At 71.7% G+C, this 21,719-nt stretch carries 21 protein-coding genes and 3 tRNA genes; 12 read left to right on the top strand and 12 right to left on the bottom strand.

Annotated elements, in window-relative coordinates; all coding sequences use genetic code 11:
* Positions 1-205: 205 nt before the first annotated feature.
* The 3 genes from E3O41_RS10880 to E3O41_RS10870 form a co-directional block, all read right to left on the bottom strand.
* A protein-coding gene (locus E3O41_RS10880) for an IS5 family transposase (protein ID WP_416375843.1) occupies positions 206-1,136 on the bottom strand; the annotation gives its coding sequence in 2 pieces (ribosomal slippage) (positions 206-760 and positions 762-1,136; 930 coding nt in all).
* A 46-nt stretch (positions 1,137-1,182) separates the two neighbouring features.
* Positions 1,183-2,193 carry a LacI family DNA-binding transcriptional regulator gene (locus tag E3O41_RS10875; RefSeq protein ID WP_067027662.1) on the bottom strand — a complete coding sequence of 337 codons (1,011 nt, stop codon included), beginning with the start codon at positions 2,191-2,193 and terminating at the stop codon, positions 1,183-1,185.
* Between the two features lie 25 nt (positions 2,194-2,218).
* Positions 2,219-3,850: a glycoside hydrolase family 13 protein gene (locus E3O41_RS10870; RefSeq protein WP_067027664.1), complete on the bottom strand. Its 1,632-nt coding sequence runs from the start codon at positions 3,848-3,850 to the stop codon at positions 2,219-2,221.
* 194 nt (positions 3,851-4,044) lie between these two features.
* Between E3O41_RS10870 and E3O41_RS10865 the strand changes: the two genes are divergently transcribed.
* The 6 genes from E3O41_RS10865 to E3O41_RS10840 all read left to right on the top strand — a co-directional run bounded on the left by E3O41_RS10865 (position 4,045) and on the right by E3O41_RS10840 (position 11,021).
* Complete coding sequence (locus E3O41_RS10865; protein ID WP_067027666.1) at positions 4,045-5,280, top strand: sugar ABC transporter substrate-binding protein; 1,236 nt, start codon at positions 4,045-4,047, stop codon at positions 5,278-5,280.
* Between the two features lie 142 nt (positions 5,281-5,422).
* Complete coding sequence (locus E3O41_RS10860) at positions 5,423-7,039, top strand: ABC transporter permease subunit (protein ID WP_067027668.1); 1,617 nt, start codon at positions 5,423-5,425, stop codon at positions 7,037-7,039.
* Positions 7,039-7,926 carry a sugar ABC transporter permease gene (locus E3O41_RS10855; RefSeq protein WP_067027670.1) on the top strand — a complete coding sequence of 296 codons (888 nt, stop codon included), beginning with the start codon at positions 7,039-7,041 and terminating at the stop codon, positions 7,924-7,926. The genes E3O41_RS10860 and E3O41_RS10855 overlap by 1 nt, the downstream gene beginning before the upstream one ends.
* A 101-nt stretch (positions 7,927-8,027) precedes the next feature.
* Positions 8,028-9,800, top strand: coding sequence for a long-chain-fatty-acid--CoA ligase (locus E3O41_RS10850; RefSeq protein ID WP_099566325.1), 1,773 nt, complete (start codon positions 8,028-8,030; stop codon positions 9,798-9,800).
* Between the two features lie 9 nt (positions 9,801-9,809).
* Positions 9,810-10,787, top strand: a complete 978-nt coding sequence (locus tag E3O41_RS10845) for an alpha/beta hydrolase (protein WP_067027673.1) — start codon at positions 9,810-9,812, stop codon at positions 10,785-10,787.
* Positions 10,788-10,820: 33 nt separating this feature from the next.
* Positions 10,821-11,021, top strand: a complete 201-nt coding sequence (locus E3O41_RS10840; RefSeq protein WP_067027675.1) for a hypothetical protein — start codon at positions 10,821-10,823, stop codon at positions 11,019-11,021.
* 12 nt (positions 11,022-11,033) lie between these two features.
* On the opposite strand, the gene E3O41_RS10835 is transcribed toward E3O41_RS10840, so the two are convergent.
* The 8 genes from E3O41_RS10835 to E3O41_RS10800 all read right to left on the bottom strand — a co-directional run bounded on the left by E3O41_RS10835 (position 11,034) and on the right by E3O41_RS10800 (position 17,250).
* Entirely contained in the window at positions 11,034-11,900 is an 867-nt protein-coding gene (locus E3O41_RS10835; RefSeq protein ID WP_067027677.1) for a MurR/RpiR family transcriptional regulator, read from the bottom strand.
* Positions 11,878-12,720, bottom strand: coding sequence for a phosphonate ABC transporter, permease protein PhnE (gene phnE, locus E3O41_RS10830; protein ID WP_067027679.1), 843 nt, complete (start codon positions 12,718-12,720; stop codon positions 11,878-11,880). The genes E3O41_RS10835 and phnE (E3O41_RS10830) overlap by 23 nt, the downstream gene beginning before the upstream one ends.
* The gene (gene phnE, locus E3O41_RS10825; RefSeq protein WP_067027681.1) at positions 12,717-13,511 is read right to left on the bottom strand and encodes a phosphonate ABC transporter, permease protein PhnE; all 795 of its coding nucleotides are present in this window, start codon (positions 13,509-13,511) and stop codon (positions 12,717-12,719) included. The genes phnE (E3O41_RS10830) and phnE (E3O41_RS10825) overlap by 4 nt, the downstream gene beginning before the upstream one ends.
* Positions 13,508-14,335, bottom strand: coding sequence for a phosphonate ABC transporter ATP-binding protein (gene phnC / locus E3O41_RS10820; RefSeq protein ID WP_067027683.1), 828 nt, complete (start codon positions 14,333-14,335; stop codon positions 13,508-13,510). The genes phnE (E3O41_RS10825) and phnC overlap by 4 nt, the downstream gene beginning before the upstream one ends.
* A 22-nt stretch (positions 14,336-14,357) precedes the next feature.
* Positions 14,358-15,365: a PhnD/SsuA/transferrin family substrate-binding protein gene (locus E3O41_RS10815; RefSeq protein ID WP_067027685.1), complete on the bottom strand. Its 1,008-nt coding sequence runs from the start codon at positions 15,363-15,365 to the stop codon at positions 14,358-14,360.
* Positions 15,366-15,373: 8 nt separating this feature from the next.
* A complete protein-coding gene (locus E3O41_RS10810) occupies positions 15,374-16,078 on the bottom strand; it encodes an HAD family hydrolase (protein WP_067027687.1) in 705 nt (234 codons plus the stop codon).
* A 96-nt stretch (positions 16,079-16,174) separates the two neighbouring features.
* On the bottom strand, positions 16,175-16,765 hold the full coding sequence (locus E3O41_RS10805; protein ID WP_067027689.1) for a hypothetical protein: 591 nt from the start codon (positions 16,763-16,765) through the stop codon (positions 16,175-16,177).
* A complete protein-coding gene (locus tag E3O41_RS10800) occupies positions 16,762-17,250 on the bottom strand; it encodes a YajQ family cyclic di-GMP-binding protein (RefSeq protein ID WP_067027691.1) in 489 nt (162 codons plus the stop codon). The genes E3O41_RS10805 and E3O41_RS10800 overlap by 4 nt, the downstream gene beginning before the upstream one ends.
* A gap of 78 nt (positions 17,251-17,328) precedes the next feature.
* Between E3O41_RS10800 and E3O41_RS10795 the strand changes: the two genes are divergently transcribed.
* The 6 genes from E3O41_RS10795 (at position 17,329) to E3O41_RS10770 (ending at position 20,683) form a co-directional block, all read left to right on the top strand.
* Positions 17,329-17,817: an FBP domain-containing protein gene (locus E3O41_RS10795; RefSeq protein ID WP_067027693.1), complete on the top strand. Its 489-nt coding sequence runs from the start codon at positions 17,329-17,331 to the stop codon at positions 17,815-17,817.
* Positions 17,818-17,910: 93 nt separating this feature from the next.
* Positions 17,911-17,992: transfer RNA gene (locus E3O41_RS10790), tRNA-Tyr, on the top strand.
* Between the two features lie 68 nt (positions 17,993-18,060).
* Positions 18,061-18,858, top strand: a complete 798-nt coding sequence (locus E3O41_RS10785; protein WP_135012394.1) for an inositol monophosphatase family protein — start codon at positions 18,061-18,063, stop codon at positions 18,856-18,858.
* Positions 18,859-19,122: 264 nt separating this feature from the next.
* Positions 19,123-20,448, top strand: coding sequence for a M23 family metallopeptidase (locus tag E3O41_RS10780; protein ID WP_067027696.1), 1,326 nt, complete (start codon positions 19,123-19,125; stop codon positions 20,446-20,448).
* Positions 20,449-20,512: 64 nt separating this feature from the next.
* Positions 20,513-20,584, top strand: a tRNA-Thr gene (locus E3O41_RS10775).
* Positions 20,585-20,609: 25 nt separating this feature from the next.
* Positions 20,610-20,683 (top strand) — tRNA-Met (locus E3O41_RS10770).
* Between the two features lie 51 nt (positions 20,684-20,734).
* Here the strand turns inward: E3O41_RS10770 and E3O41_RS10765 are convergent.
* A complete protein-coding gene (locus E3O41_RS10765) occupies positions 20,735-21,583 on the bottom strand; it encodes a 3-hydroxyacyl-CoA dehydrogenase (RefSeq protein ID WP_067027698.1) in 849 nt (282 codons plus the stop codon).
* Positions 21,584-21,719: the final 136 nt, after the last annotated feature.

The following is a 21,719-nucleotide window of genomic DNA, read 5'->3' as shown; positions in this document are numbered from 1 at the left end:
ATCCGCACGGCACAGCGGGGCGGACGTCCGGGTCGGGCGGCGCGAGCTGGCGGCGGAGGGATGGCGAACGCGGCGGAAGCCGGTCCGTTCGCCGCGGCAGTCGCTGAGCGCGAGAGGCGCTCGATGAAGGCACGACGAGGCGCCACAGAATCGGGCGCTTCCTCGACCCTAGCAGTTCCCGCCTGGGAGCCGGCGCGGCCGCCGCCTAGGGCGTGTCTCCCAATAGGCGTTGCCAGGTGAGGATCGCGCAGAGGGTGACGCCGGCACGGTAGGTGATCGCGAGCTTGTCGTAGCGCGTCGCGATGCCGCGCCACTGCTTGGCGAGGGCGAAGAACCGCTCGACGACGTTGCGGCCCTTGTAGGCGGCGGCGTCGAGCCCGGGTGGCCTGCCACCCTTGCTGCCGCGCCGTTTCCGGGCGGCGGCCTGGTCGCGCTTGTCGGGGATGACGGCCTTGATCCCGCGGCGGCGCAGTTCGGTGCGGATCACGCCGGTCGCGTAGGCGCGGTCCGCGATCACCGCCTCGGGCCGGGTGCGCGGCCTGCCTCTCCCGTGCCGGGGGACGTGGATCTGAGCGAGCACCTCGGCGAGCATGGCGCCGTCGTTACGCTGCCCGCCGGTGACGATCATCGCCAACGGTCGGCCGTGCCCGTCGACGGCCTGATGGATCTTCGTCGTCAGCCCGCCGCGGGAGCGGCCGATGCCGTGACCGGGCGGCTCAATCTCGTGCCAGGGCAGATTCTTGTGATTCGATCCCGCCCCCTGTGTCCTGCTCCGGGCGGGTGGTGTTCGTCGCGTGCTGATGCGCACGCGCGATCGTCGCGTCCACCGACACCGCCCAGTCGATCTTCCCCGCCGCGTCCGCCTCCGCGAGAATCCGCGTCAGCACACGGTCCCAGGTGCCGTCCCCCGCATAACGGCGGTGCCGCTTCCACACCGTCTGCCACGGCCCGAACTCATCGCGAGGCAGATCACGCCACGGGATCCCCGTGCGAAACCGGTACGCGATGCCCTCCACGACCCGACGGTTGTCGCCGAACGGGTGACCGCGACGCCCCTCGTTCGACGGCAGCAACGGCTCGATCCGCTCCCACTGCTCATCCGTGAATACCCGATACCGCGAACCCGTCGACCTCACCCGACCAGACTGCCGCGAGCCTCACTCTCCATATGGGAGACACGCCCTAGCCGCGCGGCCGGGCGGTCGAGCGGCGCACGCGCAGCTCGAACGGCAGCGGGGTGTCCTCGGCGGTGTCGCCACCGGGCTGCAGCTGCGCCATGAGCACGTCCACGGCCCGCGCGCCCTGCTCCCGCGGGAACTGCGCCACCGTGGTGAGCCCGAAGAACTCCGCCATGTCGTGATCGTCGATCCCCACGATCGAGATGTCGTCGGGGACGCTCAGGCCCAGGTCGCGCGCGGCGAGGATCGCGCCGAACGCCATCTCGTCCGAGGCGGCGAACACCGCCGTCGGCCGCTCGGCGCGCGGGGCGCCGAAGAGCTGCTTGGCCGCGGCGTAGCCGCCCTGCAGCGTGAAGTCCGCCTGTGCCATGAGCCGCGGGTCCGGCTCGATCCCGGCCTCGCGCATCGCCGCCTGCCACCCCCGCAGGCGCTTGGCGGGCATGTGGAAGTCGGCGTCGGACGCCTGGTCGCCCCCGATCAGCCCGATGCGGTGGTGATCGAGCCCGATGAGGTGCTCGGTCGCCAGGCGCGCGACGGCCACGTCGTCGATCATGAGCGTGCGCACGCCCTCGATCGGACCGCCCACCCCGACGATCGGCTTGCCGATCGCCTGCAGGCTCGTCCGCTCGGCCTCGGTGAGCTCGAGGGCGACGGCGATCACGGCGTCGACGCGCTGGCGCAGCAGGAAGTCCTCGAACACGATCGCGCGCTCGCCGTCCTGCCCCGCGAGGTTGTAGAGCGTCACGTCGTAGCCCACGTGCATGAGGCGCCGCTGGGCCCCCTCCAGCACCGAGGAGAAGTACCAGCGGCCGAGGAACGGCAGCACGATGCCGACGTTGCGCGTGCGGCCGCTCGCGAGGCTCGACGCCGCCTGCGACACGACGTAGCCGAGCTCGCGCGCCGCGGCCACCACGCGCTCCCGCGCGGCGGCCGAGACGTGCCCGCGGCCTGAGAGGGCGCGCGACACGGTCGCCGTCGAGACGCCGGCCAGTCGCGCGACCTCCGCGATGCTCACGACGCGCCGCCGGTGCCGGCCGGCATCACGGCCGGACGAGCCAGACGGCGGTGTCGGTCGGCACCGCGTCGGCCACGGGCGAGCTCGCCACGAGCACGCGCGTGCCCTCCGGCAGCGGCACCGGCTCGGAGCCGAGGTTGGCGATCACCTCGACGCCCGCGACCCGGAACCACACGGTGTCGTCGGGCGCGCCCTCGACCCAGTCGAACTGGCCCGTCGCGAGGCCCTGCTCGCGGCGCTGGCGCAGCAGCTCGCGGTACAGGTTGAGCGTCGACGTCGGGTCGGAGGCCTCCACGTCGCGCGCCAGCTGCGCCCACTCGGGCGGCTGCGGCAGCCACGACCGACCGCTCTCGCTGAAGCCGTAGGCGGGACCGGCGGCCTCCCACGGGATCGGCACGCGGCAGCCGTCGCGGCCGTACCGCTCGCCGCCGGTGCGGAACCACGTCGGGTCCTGGCGGGCCTCGTCGGGGATCTCGGTCGCCTCGGGCAGGCCGAGTTCCTCGCCCTGGTACAGGTAGGCCGAGCCGGGCAGCGCGAGCATGATCGTCGTGGCCGCGCGGCCGCGGCGCAGGCCGAACCCGTACTCCGGCTTGCCGGGCGAGTCGGGGCCGACGCCGTGCCCCTGCGGCGTGTCCGCGCCGAGCGCGAGGCGCGTCGCGTGACGCACGACGTCGTGGTTCGACAGCACCCACGTGGTCGGGGCACCCACGCCGCCGAACGCGGCGAAGGACTGATCGATCACGCCGCGCAGCTCGCTCGCGTCCCACGGCGCCGAGAGGTACGGGAAGTTGAACGCCTGGTGCATCTCGTCCGGCCGCACCCACTTGGCGGTCTCCTCGGCCGTGGGCAGCCAGGCCTCGGCGCACAGCGCGCGATCGCCGTCGTACTCGGCGAGGATGCGGTGCCAGTCGCGGTAGATCTCGTGCACGCCCTCCTGCCCCCAGTACGGGACGGGCTCCGCGCCGCCCATCGAGTCGGAGTCCTCCGGGGGCATGTAGTCGGGCAGCTCGTCGTGCTTGACGAGGCCGTGCGCCACGTCCACACGGAAGCCGTCGACGCCGCGGTCGAGCCAGAAGCGCAGGATGCGGCGGAACTCCTCCTGCACCTCGGGGTTGGCCCAGTCGAAGTCGGGCTGCGACGAGTCGAACAGGTGCAGATACCACTGGCCCGGCGTGCCGTCGGCCTCGGTCACGCGCGTCCACGCGGGGCCGCCGAACACCGACTGCCAGTTGTTCGGCGGCAGCTGGCCGCGCTCGCCCTTGCCGTCGCGGAACATGTAGCGCGCCCGCTCGGCGCTGCCCGGAGCCGCCGCGAGGGCCTCCTGGAACCACGGGTGCTGGTCGGAGGAGTGGTTGGGCACGAGGTCGACGATCACCCGGATCCCGCGGTCGTGCGCCGCGGCGAGCATCTCGTCGAAGTCGGCCAGCGTGCCGAACAGCGGGTCGACGTCGCAGTAGTCGGCCACGTCGTAGCCGGCGTCCTTCTGCGGCGACGTCATGAACGGCGAGAGCCAGATCGCGTCGACGCCGAGCTCGGCCAGCGCGTCGAGCCGACCGGTGACACCGGGCAGATCGCCGATGCCGTCGCCGTTCGCGTCGGCGAAGGAGCGGGGGTAGATCTGGTAGATCACGGCGGTGCGCCACCATTCGGAAGTCATGCGTGCACTCTAGGCGAGACGCGCGACTTCTGGAAGCGCTTGCATGCACGATGCCCACCGTCCGCCGCATCACGGATCCATATCGACCTGGATATCGCCCACAGAGTCGTTTGCGGATCGCCCTGCCGCGTGTCACCCTGTAACCGCTTGCAGAATCCGGCGACGTCGCCGGCTCGAACCAGAAGGGCACACCAATGAAGGTGAACAGCAAGGGCCGCGTCATCGCGGTGTTCGCGGTCGCGGCGACTCTCGGTCTCGCGGGCTGCTCGAGCGGACCGTCGGGTGACGCGCCCGCCGACGGCGGCGGGGAACCGGCCTCGACCCTGACGGTCTGGGTCGACGCCGAGCGCGTCGACGCCCTGCAGGCGGCGGCCGACGCCTACACCGAGCAGACCGGCGTCGAGGTCGAGCTCGTCGGCAAGGACAACGCCGACATCAAGGACGACTTCATCCAGCAGGTGCCCACGGGCGAGGGCCCCGACATCACGATGGGCGCGCACGACTGGCTCGGCGAGCTCGCCACCAACGGCGTGGTCGCCCCGCTGGAGCTCGGCGATGCCGCCGATGACTTCCTCCCGGTCGCGCTCGAGGCGTCGACCTACGAGGGCACCGTCTACATGCTCCCGTACGCGGTCGAGAACATCGCCGTGTTGCGCAACGCGGAGCTCGTCCCCGAGGCCGCCACGAGCTTCGACGACATGATCGCCAAGGGCAAGGCGGCCGGGCTCGACCAGCCGTTCGTCGTCGAGCAGGGCGCCGAGGGCAACCCGTACCACCTCTACCCGTTCCAGACCGCGTTCGGGGCGCCGGTGTTCGGCACCAACGAGCAGGGCTACGACCCGACCGACCTCCAGCTCGGCAGCGCCGGCGGCGAGCAGTTCGCCACCTGGCTGGCCGGTCAGGGCAAGAACGGCACGGGCGTGTTCAACACCGACGTCGACGGCGACATCGCCAAGCAGGCCTTCCTCGACGGCACGGCCGCCTTCTGGCTCACCGGACCGTGGAACGTGGGCGCGGCGATCGATGCGGGCATCGACGTCGAGATCGACACCGTCCCGAGCCCCACGGATCAGCCGGCCTCGCCGTTCGCCGGCGTGAAGGGCTTCTTCCTCTCGTCGGAGTCGGACAACAAGGTCGCCGCCAACGACTTCCTCGTCAACTACCTCGGCACCGAGGACGCGCAGATGGCGCTGTTCGAGGCCGGCAACATCCTGCCCGCCCTGTCGGCGGCGGCCGAGAGCGCCTCGTCCGACCCGATCATCGGCGGCTTCGCCGAGGTCGGCGCCGAGGCCGTGCCGATGCCGGCGATCCCGGCGATGGGCGCCGTGTGGCAGTACTGGGGCATCGCGGAGGCCGAGATCATCAACGGCGCCGACCCCGCCGCCACGTGGCAGAAGCTCGTCTCCGACGTGCAGGCCGCGATCGGCTGACGGCCGCCCGGACGACCGGCCGGGGTGGGTGAGCGGCGCTCCCCGCCCCGGCCGGCCCCGCTCGCCACGCGAGCGGCCCCAGCACGCCACCGCGCGGGCGCGCGAGAAGACGCCCGCCCGCGACACGACCAGACGGAGGGTCATGACCGACACCCAGACCGCGGCGCCCGTCGCCGATCCGCGCCGCGCGCGGCGCCGACGGCAGGCCGACAACATCGCGGAGCGCGCCAGCGGCGGCACGCGGGCGATCATCCTCAAGCTCCTGCTGCTCGGCATCGTCGACGCGATCGCCGTGTACGCCGTCCTCGTGCTCATCGGATTCGAGCAGTGGGTCGTGATCGGCGTGGTCGTGGCCGTGGCGGGCTTCGTGAACTGGGTGTACTTCTCGCGGCGGGCCCTGCCGGCCAAGTACCTCACGCCGGGCGTCATCTTCCTCGTGCTGTTCCAGGTGTTCGTGCTCGTCTACACGGGCTACGTCGCCTTCACGAACTACGGCACCGGCCACAACGGCACCAAGGAGCAGGCCGTGGCCTCGCTCATGGCGTCGGCGCTCGAGCGGGTGCCCGATTCGCCCACCTATCCGATCACCGTGGTGGAGCAGGGCGGAGCGCTCGGCCTGCTCGTCACCACCCCCGACGGCGAGGCGCTCGTGGGCACGGCCGAGCAGCCGTTGCAGCCCGTCGACGATGCGGAGTTCGAGGGCGACCGGGCCGTGGCCGCGCCGGGCTGGACGAGCCTGCAGTTCGCCGAGGTGCTGCAGCGGCAGGGCGAGGTGACCGACCTCGCGGTGCCGTACTCCGACGATCCGAACGACGGCGCGATCCGCACGCCCGACGGATCCAGCGGCTACCGCTACACGTCGTCGCTGGCCTACGACGAGGCCGCCGGCACCCTCACCGACACGGAATCGGGCACCGTCTACCGCGACACCGGCGTGGGCGCGTTCACCGCCGACGACGGCACCCAGCTGATGCCGGGGTGGCAGATCACCGTCGGCTTCGACAACTTCGTCCGGGCGGTGACCGATCAGCGGCTGGCGGGGCCGCTCGTCTACGTGACGCTGTGGACCTTCGCGTTCGCGCTGATCTCGGTCGCCTCGACATTCTTCCTCGGCCTGTTCCTGGCGATCGCCTTCAACCACGCGCGCATGCGCGGGCGCCAGGTCTACCGCGTGCTGATGATCTTGCCCTACGCGATCCCGTCGTTCCTGTCGGCGCTGGTGTGGGCGGGCATGATGAACGAGAGCTTCGGGTTCCTGAACCAGGTGATCTTCGGCGGGGCGTCGATCCCGTGGCTGACGGATCCGGTCATGGCGAAGGTGTCGATCCTCATCGTGAACCTGTGGCTCGGCTTCCCCTACATGTTCCTCGTGTGCACGGGGGCGCTGCAGTCCATCCCCGACGAGCTGCAGGAGGCCGCGACGGTCGACGGAGCGAAACCCTGGGCGGTGTTCCGGTTGATCAAGCTGCCGCTGCTGCTCGTGAGCGTGGCGCCGCTGCTGATCGCCTCGTTCGCGTTCAACTTCAACAACTTCAACGTCGTCTACATGCTCACCGACGGCGGTCCGCGCGACTCGGCCGCCCCGATCCCGGTGGGCTACACCGACATCCTCATCTCGATGGTCTACAAGGTGGCCTTCACCGGCCAGACCCGCGACTACGGTCTGGCCAGCGCCTACTCGATCATCATCTTCATCGTCGTGGCGGTCATCTCGGTCATCGCGTTCCGCCGCACCAAGTCGCTCGAGGAGCTGAACTGATGAGCGCGATCGTGGAGACACCCGTGAGGCGCCGCTCGTTCGGGCGCTGGTTCGCCGACACCGGATGGCGTCACGTCGTCGGCGTCGTCGTGGTGGCGTTCTCGCTGCTGCCGATCGTGTTCGTGCTGTCGAGCTCGCTCAACCCCAACGGCACGCTCACCGGGTCGAACGCCCTGTTCTCGCGGATCGGCATCGACAGCTACGTGCGCATCCTCACCGACCCGAAGGTGCCGTTCCCCGCCTGGTTCGCCAATACGCTCATCATCGCCGGCATCACGGCGCTGGCCACCGTGTTCCTCGGCGCGCTCGCCGCCTACGCGTTCTCGCGGATGCGGTTCACGGGGCGGCGCTTCGGGCTCATCACGATCGTCGTGGTGCAGATGTTCCCGCAGCTGCTGGCGGTCGTGGCGATCTTCCTGCTGCTGAGCACGATCGGCGACTGGTTCCCGGCGCTCGGCCTCAACAGCCGCATCGGCCTCATCCTCGTCTACCTGGGCGGCGCGCTCGGCGTGAACACCTACCTCATGTACGGCTTCTTCAACACCGTGCCGCAGTCGATCGACGAGGCGGCGCGGATCGACGGCGCCGGGCACGCGCGGGTGTTCTTCACGATCATCCTGCGCCTGGTCGCGCCGATCCTGGCCGTGGTGGCGCTGCTGTCGTTCATCTCGACCGTGAACGAGTTCGTCGTCGCCTCGGTGGTCCTGATCGACACGGAGCAGCAGACGCTCGCGGTGGGCCTGACCAAGCTCGTCTCCAACCCGCGGTACGCCGACTGGAGCGCGTTCTCGGCGGGCGCCGTCATGTCGGCGCTGCCGGTGGTGGCGCTGTTCCTCTTCCTGCAGAAGTACATCGTGGGAGGCCTCACCGCGGGCGCCGTGAAGTGATCGGCTGACGACTCCTCGCTCGTCCCGCAAGGGGTTGACGTGCGGGTGCGGCGCCGCCGAGTCTGGCCACGTCCAGGAGACGGCGAGGCGCCGGTGCGAGCATGGACGCACGCGCGCCGACGCCGCGACGAGGGCCGAGGGCCCGGGAAGGAGGCGCCGTGAGCGCATCGAACCCGTGGGAGACGAGGCCGTGGACGGCCCAGTACGCGCCGGGCGTGCCCGCCGACATCGGCGAGGTGACCGAGTCGCTCGTCGACATGATGGAGCGGAGCGTGCGGACGTGCCGCCGCAAGCCGGCGCTGGTGTTCTTCGGCGCGACGATCGACTACCGCGAGCTGGGCGAGCGGATCGCGCGGGCCGCCGGCGGGCTGCGCCGGCTCGGCGTGCGCAAGGGCGACCGCGTGGCCCTCGTGCTGCCCAACTGCCCGCAGCACGTCATCGCCTTCTATGCGGTACTGAGCCTGGGCGCCATCGTCGTCGAGCACAACCCGCTCTACACGCCGCGGGAGCTGCGCCACCAGTTCGAGGACCACGAGGCCGACGTCGCAATCGTGTGGGACAAGACCGCCGATGCGGTGGCCGGGCTCCCCAGCGACGCGCGCCCGACGCACATCGTGGCGGTGGATCTGACGGACGAGATGCCGTTCCGGACGCGCCTCGCCCTGCGCCTGCCGATCAAGAGGGCCCGCGAGTCGCGCGCGAAGCTCACCGGCCGCCCCGCGGCGCGCGGGCTGATCCCGTGGCGCCGGCTGCTCGGCGCCCGCCCGTTGCCGCGGCGCCACCCGCGCCCGGCCGTGGACGACGTGGCGCTGCTGCAGTACACCAGCGGCACCACGGGCGATCCCAAGGGCGTGATCCTGACGCACCGCAACCTCCGGGCCAACGCGATGCAGGGCCGCGCGTGGGTGCCCGGTCTGCGCGAGGGGCGCGAGACGTTCTACGGCGTGCTGCCCCTGTTCCACGCCTACGGGCTCACGTTGTGCCTCACGTTCGCGATGAGCATGGGTGCCACGCTCGTGCTGTTCCCCACCTTCGACGCGGGGCTCGTCGCCGATGCCGCCAAGAAGGACCCGCCGACGTTCCTGCCCGCCGTGCCGCCGATCTACGACGCCCTCGCGCGGGCGGCGGGGCAGGGCGTGATCGACCTGTCGACGATCCGCTTCGCGATCTCCGGCGCCATGAGCCTGCCGCTGGCCACCGTGCGGCGGTGGGAGGAGGCCACGGGCGGCCTGCTCGTGGAGGGGTACGGCATGACCGAGACGTCGCCCGTGGCGCTGGGCAATCCGATGGGGCCGACCCGGCGGCCCGGGACGGTCGGCGTGCCCTTCCCCGGCACCGACATCCGCGTGACCTCGCCCGACGATCCCTCGGTCGATGTGCCGGCCGGGGAGCGCGGCGAGCTGCTCCTGCGCGGCCCGCAGGTGTTCGCCGGCTACTGGCGGCGGCCCGAAGCGACCGCGGAATCCCTGCTCCCGGGCGGCTGGGTGCGCACCGGCGACATCGTCACGGTCGCCGAGGACGGGTTCGTCACGGTGGTCGATCGGATCAAGGAGCTCATCATCACCGGCGGCTACAACGTCGCGCCGCACGAGGTGGAGGAAACCCTCGAGGCGCATCCCGACGTGGACGCCGCCGCCGTGGTGGGGCTGCGCCGACCCGACGGCAGCGAGCAGGTCGCGGCCGCCGTGCAGCTGCGTGAGGGCCGCACGTTCGACGCCGGGGCGCTGCGCGACTACGCCCGTACGCACCTGGCCGACTACAAGGTGCCCCGCCGGATCGTGCAGATGGACGAGCTGCCCCGATCGCTCGTGGGCAAGGTGCTGCGCCGCGAGGTGCGCGAGCGCATGGCGGCCGGGGAGGGACGCCGCCCGTAGGCTGGCGGCATGAGCGGGGAGTGGGCGCCGGACATCCTCGGCCGGGGATTCGAGCAGCTCACCCTTCCGCTCGGGGCCGACGACGAGGGCGAGGTCGTCGCGACGCTCGTGCGGCACCTGCCGCGCGGCCTGTTCCGCGATCGCGCGCTGCGCGACGTCGACGTGCTCTACGTGCACGGCTGGTCGGACTACTTCTTCCAGCCCGGCATCGCGCGGTTCTGGACGGATCGCGGGGCGCGGTTCTACGCGCTGGACCTGCGCAAGTACGGGCGCAGCCTCCGGGCGGGGCAGACGCCCGGCTTCATCACCGATCTCGCCACCTACGACGAGGACATCGCGGCGGCGCTCGAGGCGATGGGGGATCGGCGCGGGCGGCGGCTCGTGCTCTTCGGGCACTCCACGGGCGGGCTCATCCTGAGCCTGTGGGCGGCCCGCCATCCCCGCGCCGCCGCGGCGCTCGTGCTGAACGCGCCGTGGCTGGAGTTCCAGCTCGGCGCGGCGGGCCGGGCGGCCCTCGCGGCCGCGATCGACCTCGGCGCGCGCTTCCGGCCCCGCAACGCCATCCCGCAGGTCGACCTCGGCTTCTACTCGCGCGCGCAGCGGGAGGTCGCCGATCCCGACGATCCGCTGAGCCCCAACGCGCGGTGGCGGCCGGACGTGTCGCCGCCCGTGCAGAACGGCTGGCTCGACGCGATCCTCGTGGGGCATGCCACGGTGGCCAAGGGTCTGGGCATCCCGGCGCCGATCTGCGTGCTGCTCTCGGCGCGCAGCATGCCGCCCACGCGCTGGTCGGAGGCGCTCACCCGAGTGGACACCGTGCTCGTGGTCGACGAGATCGCCCGCGCCGCGCTCCGTCTCGGGCCGTCGGTGACGATCGAGCGGATCGACGGGGCGCTGCACGACGTGTTCCTCTCGCGCCGCGAGGCGCGCCAGGAGGCCTACGCCCGCCTGGCGCGGTGGGTCGACGGCATCGTGTCAAGGGGATGACGGGGCGCCCGGCCGCGCCGTAGCGTCGGCGACATGACCACGACAGAGCCGAACGAGCCCGATGAGACGGGCATGACGCCCGACGAGAAGCGCCGCGATCAGCTCCTGGCCGCACCCGACGCCGTCGAGTCCGACGCGGCGCCGCGGATCGAGGTGACCGAGCGCGACGGCGTCACCCGCGTCGACATCCGCGACGACGCCCCGGTCCGCCCCGGCGGCGACGAGGAGGAGTGAGCCTCCGGCGCCTCAGGACTCCCGGATCGAGGAGCCCAGCACCTCGAGCACGGAGGCCCGGGCGTCGCGGCCCCGGTCGCCGCGGCGGGTGAGCAGGGCGTCGACGAGCGCCTCGGTGACGAGCATGAGCGCCGCGCGCGAGGTGTGCAGCAGCTCGTCCTGGAAGGTGTCGTTGACGGCCGGCACGATGAGGGCGGTGTCGGCCAGGTCGGTCACGGCCGACTGCGCGAACGAGGTGATCGCGAGCACGCGGCACCCGCTCGCCTGCGCCGACGTCATCGCCGCGAGCGTGGTCTCGTTGGCGCCCGATCCCGAGACGACCAGGCACACCGCGTCGGCGCCCAGCTGGCGGGCGGCGATGCGCTGCGCGAGCGCGTCGGAGAGGTGCTCGGCCGGCCGGCCCGCCGCGTTGAGCCGCAGGGCCAGGTCGAGGCCCAGGGGAGAGGACAGCCCGTTGGCGATGACGAGCACCCGCGCGGCCTCGTCGAGCGCGCCGACAAAGGCCTGCAGGCCCTCCTCGGTCAGGCCCGACAGCGTGTGACCGAGGCGCGACGCGAAGCGCTCCGAGGAGGCCCGCAGCGAGCCGAGGATTGTGCCGTCGGCCAGCAGCGACGCGTCGGTGGTGCGCAGCGCCAGGTCGCGGGCGGCGGCGACGCGCAGCTGCGGGTAGCCCTCGTAGCCCAGCGCCTGCGCCGTGCGCACGACGGTCGCGCGGCCCACGCCGATCGCCTCGGCCGCCTCCTGCGCCGTGCGCTCCACGGCCGTGCTCAGGTCGTTCGCGATCGCCTCGGCCACCCGGCGCTCGCCGGGGTGCAGCGACGGCGCGAGCGCGGTGATGCGCGCGGTCAGGGGAGCGTCAGCGGATCCGGTCCACGCCACGTGCCCTCGCTCCTTCCATGATCCGTCGGCGCAGCGCGCCGGAGGCCGCGTCGATCAGCATCGTCGCGATGACCACCACGATGAGCAGCATGCCCACCGTGCTCCACTCACGGTAGTTGGTGTAGTTCGACAGCATCGAGCCGATGCCGCCCGCGCCGACGAGACCCAGCACCGCCGAGGTGCGGATGTTGATCTCGAAGCGGTACAGCGCGAACGACATCAGCGACGGCAGCGCCGCCGGCCACAGCGCCCAGCGCGCGACGGCGATGCGCCCTCCCCCCGAGGCTCGCACCGCCTCCGCCGCGCCGTCGTGCAGGGACTCGATCGTCTCGTACACCCACTTGCCCTGCGTGCCGATACCGGCGATGCCGAGCGCCAGCGCGCCCGTGAACGGCGTCAGGCCCGTGACGGTGAGCAGGATGAGCGCGATGATCACCTCGGGCACCGCGCGGATCACGGCGAACACCGCACGCAGTCCGTGCCGCAGCCAGGCGGGGCCGACGCCGTGGGCGGCGAACATGCCCAGCGGCACCGACAGCACCACGCACAGCAGCGCGCCGAGCCAGGCCATCGAGATCGACCGCCACATCTCGAACAGCGCGCGCCACAGCTTCGACCAGTCCGGGTTCTGGAACATCAGCACCGCGTACTCCCACGAGGCGCGCGGGAGGTCCAGCAGGCGGGCCCACCCGGCGTCGAGCGTGGCGGCCGAGACGAGGATGACGGCGCCGGCCACGATCGCGGCGATCGTCTCGCGGCGGCGCGAGGGCGGTCGGGGCAGGTCGAGCACCGGCGGGGCCGGCGTCAGCGTGGCGGTCATGTGAGCCTCCGGCGGAGCTGGTTCGAGACGAGCTCGATGAGGATCACTACGACGAGGATCTCGAGGATGATCACCGAGACGTCGTCGTAGGCGTAGAAGCCGAATCGCTCGTCGAGCAGCCGGCCGATGCCGCCCGCGCCGACGATGCCGAGGATGGCCGAGATGCGCACGTTGAGCTCGAGCGCGTACAGCCACTGATTGGCGAACAGCGGCAGGCTCTGCGGCAGCGCGAGCGCGCGGTTGAGCTGACCCTGCCGCGCCCCGGCGGCGTGGCCGGCCTCGAGGTAGGGGTGATCGGCGGAGTCGATCGCCTCGGAGACGAGCTTGACGACGATGCCGAGATCGAACAGGAACAGCGTGAGCAGGCCCGGCAGGGCGCCCACGCCGACGAGCGCGACGAGGATGGTGGCGTAGACGAGGTCGGGCACCGAGCGGACGATGTTGATCGCCGCCCGCACGATCCCGCGCGCGATGCCGTTCGGGTTGGTCGGCCGCGCGGCCCAGAGCGTGAGCGGCACCGAGACGATCGCCGCGGCGGCGGCTCCCACGACCGCCATCTGCAGCGTCTCGAGCATCGGCTGGACGGTGCGGGGCAGGAAGCCGAGGTCGGGCTGCAGCAGCTGCAGCATCTTGTTGGCGCCGTTGCGCCAGTTCTTCGCGATCGCGGCGAGGTCGATCTCGACGCCGCCGATCGCGGGCAGGCAGGTGAGTACGGTGAACGCCGCGAACCCCGCGACGACGAGCAGCGTGCGCGGCCACGTCCGGGGCCGCGGCGGCACGGCGATCGTCACGACGTCGCCCCGAGGCGGTCCTGCGGCTGGATGCGGCGCCCGTAGATCTGCTCGAAGTCCGCGTCGGTGGCGTCGGCGGCGGGGCCGTCGTACACGAGCTCGCCGGCGCGCAGGCCGATCATGCGGGTGGTGTAGTCGCGGGCGAGGTCCATGAGGTGCAGGTTCACCAGCACGGTGAGCCCCCGCTCCACGCCGATGCGCTCCAGCTCGGCCATCACGGCGTGCGCGGTGGGCGGATCGAGACTCGCGACGGGCTCGTCGGCGAGCATCACCTGCGGCTCCTGCGACAGCGCGCGGGCGATCGCCACGCGCTGCTTCTGGCCGCCCGAGAGCGATCCGGCGCGCGTCCACACCTTGTCGAGCATGCCGACGGCATCGAGCGCGCGCAGGGCGATCTCGCGGTCCTCCGGCGTGGGGATGCCCAGCAGCGAGCGGAGCGCGCCGGCGCGGGCGAACCGGCCGACGAGCGTGTTGCGGTACACGTCGACGCGCTCGGCGAGGTTGAAGCCCTGGAAGATCATGCCGACGTGACCGCGCAGCTCGCGCAGGCGCCGGCCGGCGAGGCCCGAGACCGTGTAGGGGCCGACCTCGACGGTGCCGCCGGTGACGGGCACCAGGCCGTTGATCGTGCGGATCAGCGTCGACTTGCCCGATCCGGACAGCCCGACGATCGAGACCATCTCGCCCGGGGCGATCGTGAGCGACACGTCGCGCAGGGCGGCCGTGCCGTTGGGGTACGTGACCGAGACCCGCTCGAGGCGGATCGGCCAGGAGGCGGAGGCCGGGACGAGCCCGGCCTCCGCGGTGTGCGCGCCGGATGTCATGCGCTGCGTCTCCCGGAGGGGGTCAGCCCTGGAACTGCGCGAGGATCTCGCCGTAGCGGGTGATCTCGTCCTCGGCCGTGTCGGTGGTCCAGTCGCTCAGGCCCACGAGGTCGAACATGACCGTGGCGGCCTCCTCCGACGAGTCGGCGTACTCGTCGAGCAGCGTCGCCAGCTCCTCGACGAGGTCGGCGGGCAGCGAGTTCGCGACCGCGACGCCGCCGTTGGGGATCATCTCGGTGTAGGCGAAGGCCACGGCCTTCTCGGCGATGTCGGGGACCTCCGAGGTCACCGTGGTGCGGGCGTCCCAGTAGCCGAAGCCGACCTCGGCGTCGCCGTTGGCGACGGCCAGCACGGCGTTGTTGTTGCCCTCGACCGGGATCTGCTCGATGTCGGCGTCGGTGTCGATGCCGGCGTCGCGCATGGCCACGACGGGGTACTGGTAGCCGGCCGGCGAGGTGGCGGCCTGCAGCGCGACCTTCGCGCCCGCGAGCTTCTCGAACGCCTCGACGCCCTTCGGGCCCTGGCCCGTGGCCGATGCGCCGGCCTCCTCCAGGCCGTTGCAGTACGACAGCTCGATGCCGCTGGCGTCGTAGGTGGCCATGACCGGCTCGTCGTCGCAGTACTTGTCGGGGTTGTTCGTGTAGGCGACCGCGGCGTACGAGGTGGCGCCGAAGCGCACGTCGCGCGCGATCAGCTTGGCGTCGTACTGCTCGATCGCGTTGTAGAGCGAGCCGGCGTCGGTGATGACGACCTGGGCCTGGTCGGCGCCGAGCGCCTCGACCGTGGCGGCGTAGTTGGTGGCGACGACGCCCTCGACCTCGATGCCGAGGCCCTCCGAGAGGTAGTCGGTGAGCGGGCCGAGCGCTTCGGCCAGGTCCTCGCCCTCGACCGAGGGGACGAGCGAGAGGGTGATCGACTCGGGCCACTCGGTGGCGCCGGCGGCATCGGCCGCGTCGTCGGAGGACGCGCAGCCGGCGAGTCCGAGGGCGAGCATCGCGACGGCACCCGACGCGATCAGGGTCTTGCGCATGGGAGGGTTCACCTTTCGAGGGGGTGGCCCGTGCCGGGCAGCACGGGGGTCAGCGCGTCGGCCCGGTGGGCCCACGCGAGGATCTGGGGAGCGAGCTCCGCGAGCGTCGCCGCGCGCATCGTGACCGCCGCCGCCGATTCGGCCGCCGTGGCGCCCACGAGCGCGGTGTCGGCGCCGAGCGCCGCGGCGGGGGCGAGGTCGTTCTCGACGATGTCGCCGACGGACAACACCGGGCCGAGCGCGAGGGCGTCGCGGATGATCGGGGTCAGGCCGGCGGGCTTGCCGGTGTCGTAGTGCAGCGCGTCGATCCGTGCGCGCACGCCCCACGCATCGAGCAGCGGCTCCACGCCGAGCGCCGGGGCGTTCGTCGCGAGCACGACGCGGGTCGAGGCGGGCAGCGCCGCGAGGAGCTCGTCCAGGCCCGGCGCCATGTCGACGGGGGCGTCGGGGCCGCCGAGCGCCGCGCGGCTGGCGAGGTAGGCATCCTGCAGCTCGTCGGGCGCGATGCCGGCGTCGCGCCCGAGGATGCCGACGATGTCGTAGCCGTCGCGGAAGCGATCCTCGAGCCCGTCGTCGAACGCGGCGAGCGTGCGCTCGACGCGCTCCAGGAAGCCGGTTCCCGCGCGACGGGCGACCTCGCGGGCGTAGGCAAGCACGGCGCCGTTGCCGACGGCGAGGGTGCCGTCGAAATCGAACACGACGCTCGCTGCCAACGGAACTCCCTCACACTCACGAACAATGCGTCCACACTATGAGGAGTTCGTGGACGCATTGGTCACGAGAAGATGAACATCCGGTGACCGGTGCGTTCAGGCCGGGAGCCCGGCGTTCCAGCGCAGCCGAGGCGGCTCGGCCGCCGCCTCGCGCGCGAACGCGGCGGCGTCGGCCACGGGAAAGAGCGTGACGAGCCGATCCGCGACGCCGTAGCAGAGCACGCCCGAGCCGTCTGTCCCGGCGCTCACGACGGCGCGCGTGGCGAGGCCATCGACGGCGACATCCAACACCGTCGCTCCCGCGGGCGGCTCGCGCAGCAGGGGCAGCGCCGCGGCCGTCACGCGCGCGAGCGGCGTCTCGTCGGGGCTGTCGCCGAGCCGGAACGCCGACGCGGGCAGATCGAGCGCGCGGGCCAGCGCGCCGTCGTTCCAGCGATCGCGCTTGTAGCCGTAGGGCGTGGGCACGTCTGAGAAGAAGTAGCCGTACACGTGCACGACGCCGGCGTTGCCGATCGGGAACGCGGCGGCGATGCCGGCGGCGTCGTGCAGGGCATCGAAGAGCGCGCGATCGATCACGGGCGCGCCGACGTTCTCGTCGACCACCGTCGAGCGCCCCCACAGCTCGAGCAGTCCCGCGCGCGCGTCATCGGCGACGCACCGCAGCGCCGTCTCGAGCGCCGGGGTCACCGGTAGTTGACGAACTGGAGGTCGAGGTCGAGGTCCTTCGACTTCAGCAGGCGGATGACCTCCTGCAGGTCGTCGCGGCTCTTGCTCGAGACGCGCACCTCGTCGCCCTGGATCTGGCTCTTGACGCCCTTGGGGCCCTCGTCGCGGATGATCTTTCCGATCTTCTTCGCGTTGTCCTGATCGATCCCGTTCTTCAGGCTCGAGACGATCCGGTACTCCTTGCCGCTGGCCTGCGGCTCGCCCGAGTCGAGGCTCTTCAGCGAGATGCCGCGCTTGATGAGCTTCGACTGGAACACGTCGAGCACCGCGAGCGCGCGGTCGTCGCTGTTGGCCTTGATGAGGATCTGCTCGCCGCTCCACTCGATCGAGGCGTCGGTGCCTCGGAAGTCGTAGCGCTGCTCGACCTCCTTGCGTGCCTGGTTGAGCGCGTTGTCGGCCTCCTGGCGATCGACCTTGGAGACGATGTCGAAGCTGCTGTCTGCCATGCCCACAGACTACTGGTCGGCCCTCGCCGCGGGAGCGGTTCGTAGACTGGCGGGCGGAGCGACTGGCCAGGAGGAACCATGCGACCGATGACCGAGCAGGACGTGCTCGACTCGTTCGTCAACGCCACCCCGGACGAGCTGCGCGTCGCGGCGATGCCGCACGACTTCCTGCTGACGGAGTGGGATCACCTCGACTTCCTCGCGTGGGCGGACCCGCACTCGCGCGGCCGCGGCTACATCGTCACCGAGATCGACGGTCGCCCGACCGGCATCGTGCTGCGCCGTGCCGCCGGCTCGTCGCAGGCTCGTTCGGCGTTCTGCAACCTCTGCCGCACGATGCAGCCGGGCAACCAGGTGGCGCTGTTCACCGCGCGCAAGGCCGGCGAGGAGGGCGAGCTCGGCAACAGCGTCGGCACCTATATCTGCGCCGACCTGTCGTGCCACGAGAACGTGCGCCTGGCGATGCCGCTGGCGCCGAACGAGTACCGCGGCAGCGTCGACATGAAGATCGACGGCACCGCCCGCCGGTCCCGCGACTTCGTGGCCCGCGTGGCCGCGGCCGCCTGACGAGCCGAGGCGATTTCGGCCGCGGGGCGCCAGCAGGTACTATTGATGTTCGCGCCTCCGGTTGGCTGAACAAGTCGGCCGGGTGCGCATCCTGGTAGGTTGCCCGAGCGGCCAAAGGGATCTGACTGTAAATCAGACGGCACTGCCTTCGGGGGTTCGAATCCCTCACCTACCACGGACCAGAGGCCCGCATCTTCGGATGCGGGCCTCTTTCGTTCACCTGTGGTCGATACCGTGGGGAGCATGACGACTCCTGGGGACCTGCGGGCGCTCGCCCGAGAGATCGCGGCCGAGGCCGCCGAGCTGGCGGCTCGCCGCCGGGCGGAGGGGGTAGCGGTCGCGGCGAGCAAGTCGTCGCTCGCCGACATCGTGACCGAGGCCGACCGCGAGGTCGAGGCGCTCATCCGCGCCCGCCTGGCGGCAGAGCGCCCCGACGACGCGTTCCTCGGCGAGGAATCGGCCGCCGCCGGCGGGACCAGCGGGATCACGTGGGTCGTCGACCCGATCGACGGCACCGTCAACTACGCGTTCGGCATGCCGTCGTGGGCCGTGAGCATCGCGGTGGTCGAGGGCCCCGCCGATCCGCTGAGCTGGCGCGCGCTCGCCGGGGTCGTGCACGCGCCCAAGCTCGGCGAGGTGTTCGAGGCCGCGGCAGGGGAGGGCGCCTTCCTCGACGGTCGGCCGCTGCGCGTGACGACCGAGGCACCGGCGGGCGCGCTCATCGCCACCGGATTCGGCTACGACCCCGCCACGCACGCGCCCGCCCTCGGGGTGCTGCAGCGCGTCATGCCGCTGGCGCGCGACCTGCGCCGCAGCGGATCGGCGTCGCTCGACCTCTCGTACGTCGCGGCCGGGCGCCTCGACGGGTACTACGAGCGCGGCCTCGCGCCGTGGGATCACGCGGCCGGCGCGCTGCTCGTGCAGGAGGCCGGCGGGCGGATCGGCTGGCACCCCGCCGACGAGACCGGGCGATCGATGATCGTCGCCGCCAGCCCCATCGTCTTCGACGCGTTGGACGCCGCCGTCGCTCCGGAGATGTGACCGACTCCCCGGGGAGTTTTTCGAAAGATGTAACACCCGGGCGTGGCGTCGGATGGCGTTTTCAGGGCGTGCCCGTTAGGGTGGGGTTATCTGATCGTTATCAATCGCACCCCGACGGTCGATGACGAGACGCCCCCGCTCCCGAATGCCGCCCCCCACGGCATCCGACCGAAAGTACTTGATACACCCGTGCCCTCTGACGTCCCCACGGCTGAGCAGCCGGCGCCCGCCTCGCGGCGCGCTCTTCGCGCTCAGATCGCCGCAATGGCTGCGGCGGCCGTGCCGACGACCCAGGATGTGGCGGTCCGCGACGATCGCGAGACCGCGCTCGCGCCGGTCGATGTGACGCCGGCGACGGTCGTCCCCACGAGCCGCCGCGCGCGTCGCGCGAGCGCGCGCACCACGACCTGGTCGGTCCAGCCGGCCGCCGCCGCTGCGCAGACCGCGACCGAGTCCGAGCCCGCCCCGGAGGTCGCGCCGACCCCCGAGCCCTCCGCGGTCACCGAGAGCATCGTCGTCGAGTCGACGACCGATCACCCCTTCTCCCGCTGGTTCGGCTCGGCCCCCGAGTCCGAGCCGGCCGCCGAGGCCGACGCTCCGGCGGCCGACCCCGCCGATGCGCCCGAGCCCGCCCCCGAGGCCGAGGCTCAGGACGAGCCGTGCGAGGCCGCCGATCCGTTCCTCGAGGCCGTGCGCGCCTTCGCCGCGACGGGCGAGACCACGGTCATCCCGCAGCCCGCGCCGCGCGCCGACGGCGAGCACGTCGCCCAGGGTCGCACCGCGCGCGCCGGCCGCATGCGCCGCATCGCCACGACGGCCGTCGCGTCGGTGGGCGTGATGGGCATCGTCGGCATGCTCGCCGTCGGCCTCACCACCCCGGTCGGCGCCGTCGCCGCTCCCGCGGAGGGCGAGAACCCCGCCGCGGCCACCGCGACGGCCGCGAGCATCGCGCCGCCGGCGGACGAGAACGACATCCAGGCCTTCGTGGCCCCGGCCGACGTCGCGAGCGAGGCCCTCGAGGTCACCGCGGAGTTCGACAGCCAGACGTTCGCCGAGATCGCTGCTGCCGAGGGCATCAACGTGTCCAACGCGGTGTTCACGAACGACCCCACCGCCGACATCCAGTGGCCCTTCGCGGTCGGCGTGGGCATCAGCTCGTACTACGGCACCCGCTGGGGCCGCCTGCACGAGGGCATCGACTTCGTGCCGGGCAACGGCGCGCCCGTTCAGGCGATCGCCGACGGCACGGTGCGCATCGCCACCGAGTCCGGCGGGGCGTATGGCGTGAACGTCTACATCGATCATGTGATCGACGGCCAGCTCGTCACGAGCCACTACGCGCACATGCAGTACAACTCGCTGCGCGTGACCGCCGGGCAGCGCGTCAAGGTCGGCGACGTCATCGGCCTTACGGGCAACACCGGGCGCTCGTACGGCGCCCACATGCACTTCGAGATCATCATCGGCGGCTCGACCGTCGATCCGCTGCCGTGGCTGCGCCAGTGGGCCAACACCCACTACCCGGAGGAGCAGGTTGCGGCCGATGTGACCGAGGACGAGGACGCCGGATCGTCCTCCGAGGGGGACTGACGCCGGTTCGTGTGGGACCGCGCGAGATGGTATTCTCTTCTGGTTGCCTTTCACCGGGCAGCACGCCCCGATAGCTCAGTGGCAGAGCACTTCCATGGTAAGGAAGGGGTCGTCAGTTCAATCCTGACTCGGGGCTCGCAGCATCCACGGATGCAGTGCGCGGCGGAGTAGCTCAGTTGGTGAGAGCGCACGACTCATAATCGTGAGGTCGCGGGTTCGAGTCCCGCCTCCGCTACCGTGTGCGAATGCCCCGGAACCTCGGTTCCGGGGCATTCCTCGTTTTGCGTCAGGCGTAGTCGTAGAAGCCCTTGCCGACGCCGCGACCGAGGCGGCCGGTGTCGATGTAGTCCTTCTTGATCCGCTCGGCGAACTCCCGCTGGATCGGGTCCGCGCTGTCCTTGTTCAGGTTGTACGGCGTCACCATGCCGACGACGTCGAAGATCTGGAACGGGCCCAGGGGAGCGCCCGTGGCCTTGCGCCAGGTGAGGTCGATCGTCTCGATGTCGGCGACGCCCTTCACCCACAGCGCCGCGGCGGCACTGAGCAGCGGCACGAGGAGCGAGTTCAGCACGTAGCCCGGCTGCTCCTTCTTGACCCGGATCGCCACCATGCCAATCTCCTCGGCGAACCCCGCGACCTGCTCGAACACCGCCGGATCGGTCTGGGCCTGCGCCATGACCTCGCCGGTGTTGTTCCTCCACACCTCGTTGGCGAAGTGCAGCGCGAGGAACTTGGAGGGGCGATCGGTGGCGTCCACGATGTCGCTCGGCAGCAGCGTCGACGAGTTGGTGCAGAAGATCGTCTTCTCCGGCGCGACCGCCGAGACCTTCGCCCACGTGTCGCGCTTGATGTCGAGGCGCTCGGGCACGGCCTCGATCACGATGTCCGCATCCGACAGCGCGTCGGCGAGGTCGCTGGTCGCGCGGATCCGCGCGACGGCGGCGTCGAGCTTCTCCGGCGTCGCGTCCGGCAAGTCGCGCAGGTACAGCGGCTTCAGGTACTCCCAGCGCTCGGGCAGCTTGGCGAGGATCTCGTCGCTGATGTCGTATGCGACGACGGTCTTGCCCGAGTACGCGGCCTGGAAGATGATCTGCGATCCCAGCACACCCGTGCCGAGAACGGTGAGGTTCTGCATGACTCCTTCTTTCTGGACAGTCCCTCACCATTCTCCTCCCGCACCGACGGCCCAGGATCGATCGGATAACGTTATCCGGTTGCGACGGCCCTGGAGAGCAACAAGGTGCGCAGCCCGACCCCCGGAGGAGCATGTC

This window comes from Microbacterium sediminis, from assembly GCF_004564075.1.
Lineage (GTDB): Bacteria > Actinomycetota > Actinomycetes > Actinomycetales > Microbacteriaceae > Microbacterium > Microbacterium sediminis.
The sequence above is the reverse complement of the archived record's forward strand: the minus strand, read 5'-3'. Positions and strand labels throughout refer to the sequence as shown.

Excerpts from the sequence above, each read along its gene's own strand:
- E3O41_RS10870 (WP_067027664.1), bottom strand. The coding sequence starts at position 3,850 with ATGACTTCCGAATGGTGGCGCACCGCCGTGATCTACCAGATCTACCCC.
- E3O41_RS10865 (WP_067027666.1), top strand. The coding sequence starts at position 4,045 with ATGAAGGTGAACAGCAAGGGCCGCGTCATCGCGGTGTTCGCGGTCGCG.
- E3O41_RS10860 (WP_067027668.1), top strand. The coding sequence starts at position 5,423 with ATGACCGACACCCAGACCGCGGCGCCCGTCGCCGATCCGCGCCGCGCG.
- E3O41_RS10855 (WP_067027670.1), top strand. The coding sequence starts at position 7,039 with ATGAGCGCGATCGTGGAGACACCCGTGAGGCGCCGCTCGTTCGGGCGC.
- E3O41_RS10850 (WP_099566325.1), top strand. The coding sequence starts at position 8,028 with ATGGACGCACGCGCGCCGACGCCGCGACGAGGGCCGAGGGCCCGGGAA.
- E3O41_RS10845 (WP_067027673.1), top strand. The coding sequence starts at position 9,810 with ATGAGCGGGGAGTGGGCGCCGGACATCCTCGGCCGGGGATTCGAGCAG.
- E3O41_RS10840 (WP_067027675.1), top strand. The coding sequence starts at position 10,821 with ATGACCACGACAGAGCCGAACGAGCCCGATGAGACGGGCATGACGCCC.
- phnE (WP_067027679.1), bottom strand. The coding sequence starts at position 12,720 with ATGACCGCCACGCTGACGCCGGCCCCGCCGGTGCTCGACCTGCCCCGA.
- phnC (WP_067027683.1), bottom strand. The coding sequence starts at position 14,335 with ATGACATCCGGCGCGCACACCGCGGAGGCCGGGCTCGTCCCGGCCTCC.
- E3O41_RS10815 (WP_067027685.1), bottom strand. The coding sequence starts at position 15,365 with ATGCGCAAGACCCTGATCGCGTCGGGTGCCGTCGCGATGCTCGCCCTC.
- E3O41_RS10800 (WP_067027691.1), bottom strand. The coding sequence starts at position 17,250 with ATGGCAGACAGCAGCTTCGACATCGTCTCCAAGGTCGATCGCCAGGAG.
- E3O41_RS10795 (WP_067027693.1), top strand. The coding sequence starts at position 17,329 with ATGCGACCGATGACCGAGCAGGACGTGCTCGACTCGTTCGTCAACGCC.
- E3O41_RS10785 (WP_135012394.1), top strand. The coding sequence starts at position 18,061 with ATGACGACTCCTGGGGACCTGCGGGCGCTCGCCCGAGAGATCGCGGCC.
- E3O41_RS10780 (WP_067027696.1), top strand. The coding sequence starts at position 19,123 with ATGGCTGCGGCGGCCGTGCCGACGACCCAGGATGTGGCGGTCCGCGAC.
- E3O41_RS10765 (WP_067027698.1), bottom strand. The coding sequence starts at position 21,583 with ATGCAGAACCTCACCGTTCTCGGCACGGGTGTGCTGGGATCGCAGATC.